This is a genomic window from Ruegeria sp. AF2, assembly GCF_056542025.1.
On record NZ_JBQFZC010000007.1, the window covers coordinates 42,505 to 55,202 of the forward strand.

The following is a 12,698-nucleotide window of genomic DNA, read 5'->3' on the forward strand; positions in this document are numbered from 1 at the left end:
GAGGCGGTCAGGATCTGGCCGCCTCTTTCAGTTTGTAGATCAAGTCCAAGGCTTCGCGGGGGCTGAGTTCATCTGGAAGGATGGTTTCCAGCATATCAGCAACGGGCGAGGTTTTTGGCGCAGGGGGAGGCGGCGGCGCAGCTGAAAACAGGGGCAGATCGTCGATCAGTGCTTTCTGCTTACCGCCTTCACGTTCGGTTTTTTCTAATTGATCCAACACGATACGGGCGCGGTCCACAACCGAGGCGGGCAAGCCAGCCAATTGTGCAACCTGGACGCCGTAAGACCGATCGGCAGCGCCTTTATGTACCTCGTGCAGAAAGATGACTTCACCCTCCCATTCTTTGACTGCAACGGTCGCGTTTTCTACACCGTTCAGACTTCCAGCGAGTGCAGTTAATTCGTGGTAGTGGGTGGCGAACAATGCGCGGCATTGGTTTGCCGCGTGTAGGTGTTCCAGTGTGGCCCAGGCAATGGAAAGGCCGTCGTAGGTCGCGGTGCCTCGGCCGATCTCATCAAGGATTACGAGCGCGCGGTCGTCGGCCTGATTCAGAATAGCTGCGGTTTCGACCATTTCGACCATAAAGGTCGAGCGGCCCCGCGCCAGATCGTCTGACGCTCCGACGCGGCTGAACAATTGACTGACTAATCCGATTTGCGCCCGTTCCGCCGGAACATAGCTGCCCATCTGCGCCAGTAGGGCGATCAGCGCATTCTGGCGCAGGAAGGTTGATTTACCGGCCATGTTGGGGCCGGTGAGCAACCAAATTGCAGCGCCTGCATCGGCGCTCAGATCGCAGTCGTTGGCGATGAAAGCATCGCCGCTTTGCTGCCTCAGGGCATGCTCGACCACCGGGTGACGGCCTCCTTTGATGTCGAATGCGCGTGACCCGTCGACCTTTGGACGGCACCAGCTTTCGCCGCGAGCCAGATCGGCGAGTGCAGTGGTCAAATCCAGCTCAGCCAGTCCGCGCGCGGCTTGATTCAATCGGGCGGCAAGATCCAGAACGGCCCCAGAAAGCCTTTGATAGAGCCGTTTTTCGATCTCTAGCGCGAGATTTCCGGCATTCAGAATCCTTGTTTCGATCTCGGACAGCTCCACCGTGGTGAAGCGCACCTGATTGGCGGTGGTTTGGCGGTGGATATAAGTCTCGCTAAATGGCGGGTTCAACATTTTCTCGGCATGGGTTGCCGTGGTCTCGATGAAGTAGCCAAGCACATTGTTGTGTTTGATCTTCAGTGAAGTGATGCCGGTATGCTCGGCGTATTTCTGTTGGAAACCTGCGATGAACGAACGGCCTTCGTCACGCAAGGTGCGCGCTTCGTCCAATTCGCTATCAAACCCGGGGGCGATAAAGCCGCCATCGCGGGCCAGCAAGGGTGGATCGGCAACCAATGCTTCGTCCAGCAAGGTCAACAGATCGTCAAATCCGACAAGGTTCTGGACAGCAGTGGCCAGCAGAACAGGCAGATCCTGTGAGGCACAGGTTTCGGCAATTGTTGCGGCTTGTTCCAATCCATTGCGGATAGCAGCCAGATCACGCGGGCCGCCCCGGTCCAGCGAAAGCCGGGACAGGGCACGATCCAGATCAGGTGTTTTGCGCAAAGCTTCGCGCAGGTCCGAGGCGATCAGGCTGTCTTCGACTGCGAAAGATACCGCGTCCAGCCGGGCGTGGATCACGTCCAGATTGCGTGATGGGCTTGATAGACGCTGTTCTAGCAGCCGCGCGCCACCTGGCGTAACGGTGCGATCGACCACCGACAGCAACGACCCGGCGCGCCCGCCCGAGAGCGACCGGGTCAGTTCCAGATTGCGCCGCGTGGCAGCATCGATCTGAACCACACGATCTTCGGATTCCTTTAAGGGCGTTTGCAGCAGGGGCAGTTTGCCCTTTTGCGTGATCTCCAGATAATCGATCAGCGCGCCCATGGCCGAAACCTCGGCGCGCCCGAAGTTCCCAAATGCATCCAGAGCGCCCACGTGAAACAACCCGCAGATGCGTTTCTCGGCTGCAGCGCTGTCAAAACTGGCGCGTCCGACAGGCGTAAGCGATATGCCAAGGTCCATGACTGTTTCATGCAGCTTTTCCTCGGACCCATCGGCCACGATCAGCTCAGATGGGGCCAGCCGAGCGAGTTCAGGGCTCAACCGGATTGACGTCAGCGGCATCACGTGAAACGCACCGGTTGAGATATCGGCCCAGGCCAGTGCGGCTTCGTCCCGAACCTCGGCATAGGCGGCCAGAAAGTTGTGCCGCCGCGCCTCTAGCAGGGCATCTTCGGTCAGTGTGCCGGGCGTCACCAGACGCACAACACCGCGCTTTACCACCGATTTAGAGCCTCTTTTCTTGGCTTCCGCCGGGCTTTCCATCTGCTCGCAGACCGCGACGCGGAATCCTTTGCGGATCAGGGTCAGCAAGTAGCCCTCGGCAGAATGCACCGGCACGCCGCACATCGGGATATCGTCGCCATTGTGTTTGCCGCGCTTGGTCAGCGCGATATCCAACGCCTCAGCCGCGTTCACCGCATCCTCGAAGAACATCTCGTAGAAGTCGCCCATGCGGTAAAACAGCAGTGCATCTACATGAGCCTCTTTGATCTCAAGGTACTGCGCCATCATCGGCGTGACTGTGGACAAATTCGGCCCCCTTCTGGCGTGTTCCGGGCGCGACCTTACAAATCCCGCATCTTCAGTAAAAGGTGAAAACTCATTCTCGTTGAGGCGCGGCCCCGCCTGCGTTATGAGGCAAAAGCCCCAAAGTCATGGAAACGACCTGTAAGATGCCCAAAGCGAAGATCACCAAAGAAGAGGCGCTGGCCTTTCACCTAGACCCGACCCCCGGCAAGTGGGAGGTGCAGGCCACCGTACCCATGACCACGCAGCGCGATCTTTCGCTAGCTTACAGCCCTGGCGTTGCGGTTCCCTGTGAAGCCATCGCTGAAGCACCAGAGACGGCGTATGACTATACAAACAAAGGCAATCTGGTTGCCGTGATCTCTAACGGTACCGCCGTTCTGGGCCTTGGAAATCTGGGTGCGCTGGGCTCAAAACCGGTGATGGAAGGCAAATCGGTCCTGTTCAAGCGGTTCGCTGATGTGAACTCGATCGATATCGAGCTGGATACCGAAGACCCTGACGAGTTCTGTCGCGCTGTGCGCCTGATGGGTCCGACCTTTGGCGGTATCAATCTGGAAGATATCAAAGCACCCGAATGTTTCATCATCGAACAACGCTTGAAGGAAGAGATGGATATCCCGGTCTTCCACGATGATCAGCATGGCACAGCAGTGATTTGTGCGGCGGGCCTGCTTAACGCATTGCACATCTCGGGCAAAAAGATCGAAGATGTAAAAATCGTCCTGAACGGGGCTGGCGCTGCAGGAATTGCCTGTATCGAACTGCTCAAGGCCATGGGTGCACGGCACGAGAATTGCATCGTCTGCGACACCAAAGGCGTGATTTATCAGGGCCGGACCGAGGGCATGAACCAGTGGAAGTCGGCCCATGCCATCACGACTGATCTTCGCACTTTGGAAGAGGCCATGAAGGATGCGGATGTATTTCTGGGCGTGTCGGTCAAAGGGGCGGTGACACAAGACATGGTCGCCAGCATGGCTGACAATCCGGTGATTTTCGCCATGGCGAACCCTGACCCGGAAATCACCCCGGAAGAGGCGCACGAGGTGCGCGTTGATGCGATCGTCGCGACGGGCCGTAGCGATTATCCGAATCAGGTGAATAACGTTCTGGGTTTTCCCTACCTGTTCCGTGGTGCGCTGGATATTCATGCCCGTGCGATCAATGACGAGATGAAAATCGCCTGCGCCCACGCTCTGGCGCGATTGGCGCGTGAAGATGTTCCGGATGAGGTCGCAATGGCGTATGGCAAGTCGCTGACTTTTGGGCGCGACTACATCATTCCAACGCCTTTTGATCCGCGCCTGATCCACCGTATCCCGCCTGCGGTTGCCAAGGCTGGTATGGATACCGGCGCGGCGCGACGTCCGATCATCGATATGGACGCTTATGAGCTGAGCCTGAAATCCCGCATGGACCCGACGGCCAGTATCCTGCGCGGCTTGAACGCGCGGGCGCGTCAGGCGCAAAGCCGGATGATCTTTGCCGAGGGTGACGATCCGCGCGTATTGCGCGCGGCCGTAATGTACCAACGCTCGGGCTTTGGTAAGGCTTTGGTTGTGGGCCGGCCAGACGACGTAAAGGAAAAGCTCGAATCCGCTGGTCTTGGGGACGCGGTGCGTGAAATTGATGTGGTGAATGCCGCCAATACCGCGCATCTCGAGGCCTATAAGGATTTTCTGTATCAGCGCCTGCAGCGTAAGGGCTTCGATCACAAAGATATTCACCGACTCGCTGCACGGGATCGGCATGTGTTTTCGTCTTTAATGCTGGCGCATGGTCATGCGGATGGTCTGGTGACAGGGGCCACTCGTAAGTCGGCGCATGTGCTGGACCGTATCAACCATGTGTTCGATGCGGATGCCGCCCATGGCGCGGCGGGGGTTACCGCATTGCTGCACAAAGGACGGATCGTTCTGATTGGCGACACGCTGGTGCATGAATGGCCGGACGAAAATGATCTGGCCAACATCGCAGAACGTGCCGCTGCCGTGGCGCGCCACATGGGGCTAGAGCCCCGGGCGGCCTTTGTCAGTTTCTCGACCTTCGGTTACCCGGTGTCTGAACGTGCTGAGAAGATGCACCGTGCTCCGGCGGTGCTGGACGAGCGCGGCGTCGATTTCGAGTACGAGGGCGAGATGACGGTTGATGTGGCCCTGAATGTTGATCAGCAGGAAGCCTATCCGTTCCAACGACTGACCGGACCAGCCAATATCCTGATTGTTCCTGCACGACACTCGGCCTCGATTTCGACCAAACTGATGCAGGAAATGGGCGGCGCCACCGTGATCGGCCCGATCCTGTCCGGCGTCGACAAGCCGATCCAGATCTGTTCGACGGTCTCGACCGCAAATGACATTCTGAACATGGCCATCCTGGCCTCCTGCGATATCGGGTAAATCATGACAATCTGGAACCTTGGCTCAATCAACGCGGATATGGTCTATGCCCTGCCGCATTTGCCCGAAGCGGGTGAGACACTGGCGGCCAGCGGGCTACAGAGGTTTCTGGGTGGCAAGGGCGCCAACATGTCTGTGGCGTCTGCACGAGCTGGATCGCGGGTATCCCATATCGGCGCGGTGGGCGCGGATGGCCTTTGGGCGCGGGATCGGCTGACCGAGTATGGCGTGGACACGCGGCATATTGCCGAGGTGGATGTGCCGACCGGTCACGCCATCATCGCAGTAGATGCGCAGGGAGAAAACCTGATCGTTCTGTATCAAGGCGCCAACCATGCCATCTCGAACGACCAACTTGGGCAGGCATTGTCCTCGGCGGTTTCAGGTGATCTTCTGGTGATGCAGAACGAAACCAATGCGCAGATTGAGGCCGCTAAACTAGGTTGCGAAATGGGGCTGACTGTCTGCTACGCCGCCGCCCCATTTCAGGCAGACGCAGTTCAAGTGGTTCTACCTTATTTGGATTTTCTGATCCTCAACGAAGTCGAGGCCGAGCAATTGCAGGATGCAACGGGTCTCGCCCCTTCAGACCTGCCGGTCGAACATGTGATCGTCACCTTTGGCTCAAAAGGTGCGCGCTATTATCAGCAAGATCATCAACCCCAAGCGTTTCAGGCCCATAAGGTCAACGCTGTGGATACCACCGGGGCAGGTGACACATTCACCGGCTATGTGTTGGCTGGAATGGACCGGGGTATGCCGATGGCGCAGGCGATTGCCCAAGCAAACCGCGCCGCGGCCCTGATGGTCACGCGGCACGGCACCGCAGATGTCATTCCTGATCTGAAAGAGGTGCGCGAAGCGCAGTTTGACTAGGACCCTGCAAAGGGCGCTTCGTTGCCCCACAATTGTTTGACCCGCGCATCGCGGCCGCAGGCTTCGCGGTAGGCCTTATAGGCGTTCTTTTGGCGCTTGGGACCAAAGCGGGTCAGTACCAGCTTGCTACCTTTGTAATAATCCTGGTGATACGCCTCGGCTGGATAAAACGTTCCGGCTTGCAGGATCGGCGTGACCACAGTCTGCCCCAGCGCGTTTTGTGCGCTGGTCTTGGCTTGCTGCGCCTGCGCCTTTTCCCCTTTATTAGAGACGAATATTGCTGTGCGATAGCTGTCGCCGCGATCGCAGAACTGGCCACCCGCATCCGTGGGATCGACTGAGCGGAAGAACATGTTCAGCAAGGTTGCACGGGAAACGCGGGCGGGATCGAATGTGATCTGGACCGCCTCGTAATGCCCTGTTCCGCCTTTCGAGACCTGATCATAGGTGGGGCTATCCGTCTTGCCACCGGTATAGCCCGAGACCGCGCCGATCACGCCGGGCACGGACTCGAAATCGGATTCCACACACCAGAAACAGCCACCGGCGACTGTTAGCGTTTCAGTGCCAGCGGCCGGAGCAGGTAAGGCGCGCAGCATTGCTGCCAACAAGATCAGCACAAACAGAAGTGAAGGTTTCAGGCAATCAAGGTAAGTGATCCGGGTCATGGCAGGTCTCCTTCCGAAACCAAGCTGCCCGCAGATTTTTGTGCTTGCAATGCGCTGACATGATTTGTCACGCGCTGGTGAGACGAGTTTATCAGCCCAGCAGTTGCCCCAGCTTCATCGCAACACCCATGTTGCCCGAGATTTTCAGCTTGCCCAGCGCAACCCCGGTCATTGGGTTCAGCTTACCGGTCAGCAACTTAGAGAGGTTCTCGCGCGAGATGCGGATGGTGCAGTCTGTGTCCCGATCCTGGGTTGAGGCAGTATTCTCCGCCAGAACGATCACGCCCTCGTCGCCACAATCGAACTTAAGCGATCCGTCAAAGTTTTTGCCGTTCAAACCCTTTTGAATTCCGTCGGCGATGTCTTGCAGCATTATTCGTCCTTCCCTGATTGACGTATGCGTAAAGACAATCGCCTGATCCGGGCAAGCCCGACCCGACGGAAACCCGGCAAAGAAAAACCCCGGTGCCTGATCAGACACCGGGGCCAGATCTAAAATTCTAAACGCTTACTTGCTCAGCCGTTTGTCACGCGCGGCCAGAAGCTTTAGGCGCAGTGCGTTCAACTGGATGAAGCCTGCCGCATCTTTCTGGTCATATGCACCGGCGTCTTCCTCAAAGGTCACGTGCGCCTCGGAGTACAGCGAATGATCCGACCAGCGGCCCACGGTTGAGGCAAGACCTTTGTACAGTTTCACGCGAACGGTGCCGGTGACATGCTCTTGCGACTTGTCGATCGCCGCCTGCAGCATCTCACGCTCGGGGCTGTACCAGAAGCCGTTATAGATCAGCTCGGCATATTGCGGCATCAGCTGGTCCTTCAGATGCATCGCGCCGCGGTCCATGGTGATGGACTCGATCCCACGATGCGCTTCCAGCAGGATGGTGCCGCCGGGGGTTTCGTAAATACCGCGCGATTTCATGCCCACGAACCGGCCTTCAACCAGGTCCAAACGACCGATGCCGTGCTTGCCGCCAAATTCGTTCAGCTTGGTCAGGATGGTCGCGGGGCTCATCGCCTCGCCATTGATGCTGACCGCATCGCCTTTTTCAAAACCGATCTCGATAAATTCCGGCTCGTTCGGCGCCTCCTCGGGGTGGACGGTGCGCTGATAGACATAGTCTGGTGCCATATCGGCGGGGTCTTCCAGCACTTTGCCCTCGGACGAGGTGTGCAGCAGGTTGGCATCGACCGAGAACGGGGCCTCACCACGCTTGTCCTTGGCGATCGGGATCTGGTTGGCCTCGGCAAATTCCAACAGCTTGGTACGGCTGGTCAGGTCCCACTCACGCCACGGCGCGATCACCTTGATGTCGGGATTCAGTGCGTAAGCGGCCAGCTCAAAACGTACCTGATCGTTGCCCTTGCCTGTTGCGCCATGGGCGACAGCGTCAGCACCGGTCGCTTCGGCGATCTCGACCAGACGTTTCGAGATCAGAGGCCGTGCGATCGAGGTGCCCAGCAGGTACAGCCCTTCGTACTGTGCATTGGCGCGGAACATCGGGAAGACAAAGTCGCGGACGAATTCCTCGCGGATATCTTCGATATAGATGTTCTCGGGCTTGATCCCCAGCAGCTCGGCTTTCTTGCGGGCGGGCTCCAGCTCCTCGCCCTGACCCAGATCGGCGGTGAAGGTTACGACCTCACAGCCATACTCGGTCTGCAGCCATTTCAGAATGATCGAGGTATCAAGGCCACCGGAATAGGCTAGAACAACTTTCTTGGGCGCGGACATCTGACTTCCCTTTATGCGTAGAACGACTGGCCCCTAACGGGTTTTGGGCGTGGGGGCAAGCTGTGTGGATTGACGCAGCCCGGGAATTGGGGTGAAACGGGCGGATAGAGAACAAGGATTGGTTGAGAGGGCGGTATTTATGCTGGGATTAGAGATTTTCGTGCATTCGGTGAGGATGGTTCTTAGGAACCTGACGCAGGCGCTACAGATTTCAGTCGTACCGGCGCTCATTGGCGGCTTTTTAGCCATCGGCCTGTTCTTCCTGTTTGGCATCCCTTTCGAAGAATTCAACAGTGAAACCAATGGCTTCCCTGAAGGCGTAACGGCCGCGTCCTTCACCGGATTTCTGCTCTGCCTTATGGCCGTTGTCTTTGGGGTCATGCTGTGGATTGTCGTGTCGTGGCACCGTTTTGTTCTACTTGAGGAATATCCAAGCGGTTTGGTTCCGCCTTTCAGGTTCGACCGTGTGCTCGCCTATTTCGGACGCCTTCTGATGCTCGGCCTAATCGCTCTTATCATCATGATACCGGGAGCGCTGATCATGGGCATGATGGCGCAATCCTCTGTGGCGCTGGGAATTCTGGTTTGGCTGGGTTTGATCATCTTTCTCACGATCGGATTCTATCGGGCCTCCCCGATTTTACCCGGCGCAGCGATCGGAAAACCAATAAAGCTGTCTGAAGCGTGGCAAGCAACCTCGGGCGCAAGCGGAGCCATCGCACTTCTGGTTGTCTTGTCCATCCTCTTCCAAATATTGCTTCAGCTACTGGCGTCTTTGCTGCTTTTCGTCCCGATCATAGGTGTCTTGATTGTCTTGTTTGCGAGCATGCTGATCGTCCCCTTGATCAATGTCAGTATCCTGACGACGATCTATGGTGTGTTCATCGAAAAGCGCGAGCTGGCCTAAGCCCGTACACATATGTATTCCTTGCCCTTTCGACGATGATGGGGCAGGGAATCCAACATGACTGATTTCACGACCCGCGCCCGCGCTGCCGAAAAGGCAATGCGCTCAGTGTTTCCAGCAACTCCGTTGCAGCGGAATGCTCATCTATCCGATCGATACGGCGCGGATATCTGGCTCAAGCGCGAAGACCTCAGCCCGGTGCGGTCGTATAAAATCCGCGGTGCGTTCAATGCGATGCGCAAGCAGCAGGGGCAGGACCTTTTCGTTTGCGCCAGCGCTGGCAACCATGCGCAGGGCGTGGCCTATATGTGTAAGCATCTGGGTGTGCGGGGTGTGATCTTCATGCCGGTGACCACGCCGCAGCAGAAGATCCAAAAGACGCGCATTTTCGGCGGCGACAATATCGAGGTTCATCTAATCGGTGACTATTTCGATGACACGCTGGCTGCGGCGCAAAGCTGGTGCGCAGAACAGGGCGGGTATTTCCTGTCTCCGTTCGATGATGCGGATGTGATCGAGGGGCAGGCCTCATTGGCGGTTGAGATCGAAGAGCAATTGGGCCAAGTGCCCAATCATGTAATTCTGCCGGTTGGCGGCGGCGGTATGTCTTCGGGGGTGGCGACCTGGTTCGGGGACCGGGCGCATTGCCTGTTCGTGGAACCGGCCGGCGGGGCGTGTTTGCGCGCGGCGCTGGCAGCGGGGCACCCGGTGGCGCTGGATCATGTGGATACATTTGTCGATGGCGCAGCAGTAGGCCGGATTGGTGAGAAACCGTTTGAATTGCTGAAATCGCGGCATCTGTCGGATGTGCTGACTTTGTCCGAAGACCGCATCTGTACCACCATGATCGAGATGCTGAATGTCGAGGGCATCGTTCTGGAACCTGCCGGTGCGTTGGCGGTTGAGGCTGTGGGTGACGTGCAAAGCTTTGTGCGTGGCAAGACGGTGGTCTGTGTCACCTCGGGCGGGAATTTCGATTTCGAACGCTTGCCCGAGGTCAAAGAGCGTGCGCAGCGTTATTCCGGGGTCAAGAAATACTTCATCTTACGCCTGCCGCAGCGTCCTGGCGCTTTGAAAGAATTTCTGGGTATTCTGGGGCCCGAAGACGATATCGCACGGTTCGAATACATGAAGAAATCGGCGCGCAATTTTGGTTCGGTGCTAATCGGGATCGAAACCCGCAAGCCAGAGAATTTCATGCGCCTGTTTGCGCATCTGGATGAAACCGGGTTTACTTATACGGATATCACCGAAGACGAGACGCTGGCACAGTTTGTGATCTAGCGCAGGTTTTCGGCCAGACCGGCCTGAAACAGTTTTTTCGACTCGTCGTAGGCCGCGATAATCGCCAGCAAATCAACGGCGGCGCTTTCACCTGCGGCTGCGCGTCGCTCACCGTCTTGGCACAGTTTCGAGAAACTATCAAAGCCAAGACTCAGCGCGCTGCCCTTCAGGAAATGCAGGTTCTGTTCGATCTCGGACCGGGTAGTGTCATCGCGTAGCTTAGTGATAACTTCCTGAACCTCGTCCAAAAAGATTTCGACAACCTCGGTGAACTCGTCTGCGCCGACTTCATCACGTAACTGTCTGACTCTGGACCACTGAATCATGCCACCCTCTTGCGATTGCATATTGTTAGACCGTCGCGGGTAAAGATGGGGTTAAATCGCGGCGATTTGGTTTTTCATAGGATGTTAAGCTGAGAGGCATAGCGTTGCGACAACTGGAGAGTTGAGCAAGTACAGGGACTTCATGGTGCCGGATGCCAGTCAAGTAGAGGCCCGGGTCGAGCTGGATTTTGGCGCGATCCGCAAGGTTCTTGTTGTGGACGACAGCCGTCTGCAGCGGCGCATTCTGGTGGCCTCGCTAAAAAAGTGGGGATTCGAGGTTCTTGAAGCCGACAGTGGTGAAGCCGCGATAGAGCTTTGCACCTCGGACCCACCTGATCTTGTTCTAAGCGACTGGGTCATGCCAGGTATGGGCGGGCTTGAGTTCTGTCGCGCCTTCCGAGAGCTGGACAGTGAGCAATATAGCTATTTCATTCTTCTGACCTCAAAAAGCGAAAAGCAGGAGGTCGCGCGCGGTCTGGATGCTGGGGCAGACGATTTTCTGATCAAGCCGCTTGAGGCTGATGAGCTGCGTGCGCGCATATCGGCCGGGGCGCGTATTCTTGACATGCAACGCGAATTGTCCCGAAAAAACCAGTTGATCGAAACAGCGCTGAACGAACTGAAGCTTGCCCATGATGCGATCGATAAAGATCTGATGCAGGCCCGAAAGATTCAGGACTCGCTGGTGCCCGAATTGAAGGGAACCTTTGGCAACTCACAGGTCAGCCTGCTTCTGAAACCTTGCGGTCATATCGGCGGTGATCTGGTGGGGATGTTCTCGCCCGGTGTCAATCGGCTGGGGTTTTACAGCATCGATGTCTCCGGCCACGGGATCACCTCTGCGATGATGACGGCACGGCTGGGCGGGTATCTGTCCAGCACGCATTTCGATCAGAACATTGCGATGGAGCGTCGTTTCAATAAATTCTACGCCCTTCTGCCACCCGAAGAGGTTGCGTCGTTGCTCAACTCGCGTCTGATCGCCGATGCCGGGATCGAAGAATATTTCACCATGGTCTATGCCATCATCGATCTGCGCAACGGACATCTGAAAATGGTGCAGGCCGGACACCCGCATCCGCTGTTGCTGCGCCGTGATGGTAATACCGAATTTCTGGGAGAAGGCGGGTTGCCCATTGGTCTGCTGCCCGAGGCGCAGTTTCAGCAGACGGAAACCTATATGCAACCGGGCGACAAGCTGCTCTTGCATTCGGACGGGTTCACCGAATGCCAGCTCGCCGACGGCAGTTTGCTGGATGATGACGGGTTGAAGGCGATGGCTGTTGAATGCGCCGCCGATCACGGTGGACCGGAATTCCTGGATGATATGTTCTGGCGTCTTACACAGGTGATGTCACCGGACAGCGGAATTGCGGATGATGTCTCTGCAGTGTTTTTTGAATATAACGGACCTTAAAGCCCATGCAGGTGGCGCTGGGCGAAATGGGCGTCGCCCTCGTTGCCCAACAGATGAACGGCATCTGCGGTCTCCATCCAAATGGCCTCGTGAAGGTCTTCGGTCGGAGGGCCTAGGCGTCTGACCGGGTGGGCGCGGTAAATCAGGCAGACCTTCTCGGCCCACAGATCGTATTCCGGCATGTAGGTATATCGACGAAACGCACCCACTCTCCGGGGCGCGGCGATCAGCCAGCCGGTTTCTTCGTAAACCTCACGGTGAAGCGCTGTAATGGGTGATTCCCCCGGATCGATGCCGCCGCCCGGCAGCTGCAGATCGGGTCCGGGTTCCAGCTGACAGGTCAGCAGCAATCGGTTGCCTTGTGGCAATAGGGCATAAACGCCGGCCCGCCGGGTGTATTTTCGCTCTGCCTCGGGGCTTTCACCGAACCGTCTGATCATGTAAGGCC

Annotated in this window: 11 protein-coding genes; 5 read left to right on the forward strand and 6 right to left on the reverse strand. The window is 57.2% G+C overall.

What is annotated here, in order from left to right; translation table 11 throughout:
• Window positions 1-7 precede the first annotated feature (7 nt).
• Window positions 8-2,620 carry a DNA mismatch repair protein MutS gene (gene mutS / locus ACR0NM_RS17945; protein WP_480616067.1) on the reverse strand — a complete coding sequence of 871 codons (2,613 nt, stop codon included), beginning with the start codon at window positions 2,618-2,620 and terminating at the stop codon, window positions 8-10.
• A 161-nt stretch (window positions 2,621-2,781) separates the two neighbouring features.
• Between mutS and ACR0NM_RS17950 the strand changes: the two genes are divergently transcribed.
• Window positions 2,782-5,037: an NADP-dependent malic enzyme gene (locus ACR0NM_RS17950; RefSeq protein WP_170466734.1), complete on the forward strand. Its 2,256-nt coding sequence runs from the start codon at window positions 2,782-2,784 to the stop codon at window positions 5,035-5,037.
• A 3-nt stretch (window positions 5,038-5,040) separates the two neighbouring features.
• Window positions 5,041-5,913 (forward strand): ribokinase, encoded by an 873-nt coding sequence (locus ACR0NM_RS17955; protein ID WP_480615982.1) that lies wholly within the window; start codon window positions 5,041-5,043, stop codon window positions 5,911-5,913.
• Here ACR0NM_RS17955 and msrA read toward each other — a convergent pair.
• From msrA to ACR0NM_RS17970, 3 genes are all read right to left on the reverse strand, one after another.
• Entirely contained in the window at window positions 5,910-6,581 is a 672-nt protein-coding gene (gene msrA, locus ACR0NM_RS17960; protein ID WP_170399396.1) for a peptide-methionine (S)-S-oxide reductase MsrA, read from the reverse strand. The genes ACR0NM_RS17955 and msrA overlap by 4 nt on opposite strands.
• 91 nt (window positions 6,582-6,672) lie before the next feature.
• Window positions 6,673-6,954: an SCP2 sterol-binding domain-containing protein gene (locus tag ACR0NM_RS17965; RefSeq protein ID WP_170598637.1), complete on the reverse strand. Its 282-nt coding sequence runs from the start codon at window positions 6,952-6,954 to the stop codon at window positions 6,673-6,675.
• 135 nt (window positions 6,955-7,089) lie between these two features.
• Window positions 7,090-8,316 (reverse strand): argininosuccinate synthase, encoded by a 1,227-nt coding sequence (locus tag ACR0NM_RS17970; RefSeq protein WP_480615984.1) that lies wholly within the window; start codon window positions 8,314-8,316, stop codon window positions 7,090-7,092.
• A gap of 139 nt (window positions 8,317-8,455) precedes the next feature.
• Here ACR0NM_RS17970 and ACR0NM_RS17975 point away from each other — a divergent pair, with 139 nt between their 5' ends.
• Complete coding sequence (locus ACR0NM_RS17975; protein WP_170649042.1) at window positions 8,456-9,223, forward strand: hypothetical protein; 768 nt, start codon at window positions 8,456-8,458, stop codon at window positions 9,221-9,223.
• Between the two features lie 57 nt (window positions 9,224-9,280).
• Window positions 9,281-10,507 (forward strand): threonine ammonia-lyase IlvA, encoded by a 1,227-nt coding sequence (gene ilvA, locus ACR0NM_RS17980; RefSeq protein ID WP_480615986.1) that lies wholly within the window; start codon window positions 9,281-9,283, stop codon window positions 10,505-10,507.
• On the opposite strand, the gene ACR0NM_RS17985 is transcribed toward ilvA, so the two are convergent.
• Window positions 10,504-10,833, reverse strand: a complete 330-nt coding sequence (locus tag ACR0NM_RS17985; RefSeq protein ID WP_223118324.1) for an Hpt domain-containing protein — start codon at window positions 10,831-10,833, stop codon at window positions 10,504-10,506. The genes ilvA and ACR0NM_RS17985 overlap by 4 nt on opposite strands.
• 142 nt (window positions 10,834-10,975) lie before the next feature.
• On the opposite strand from ACR0NM_RS17985, the gene ACR0NM_RS17990 reads away from it, so the two are divergent.
• Window positions 10,976-12,250 carry a SpoIIE family protein phosphatase gene (locus tag ACR0NM_RS17990; RefSeq protein WP_170466766.1) on the forward strand — a complete coding sequence of 425 codons (1,275 nt, stop codon included), beginning with the start codon at window positions 10,976-10,978 and terminating at the stop codon, window positions 12,248-12,250.
• Here the strand turns inward: ACR0NM_RS17990 and ACR0NM_RS17995 are convergent.
• Window positions 12,247-12,690 (reverse strand): NUDIX hydrolase, encoded by a 444-nt coding sequence (locus ACR0NM_RS17995; RefSeq protein ID WP_170734069.1) that lies wholly within the window; start codon window positions 12,688-12,690, stop codon window positions 12,247-12,249. The two genes, ACR0NM_RS17990 and ACR0NM_RS17995, sit on opposite strands and share 4 nt — an antisense overlap.
• Between the last annotated feature and the right edge of the window lie 8 nt (window positions 12,691-12,698).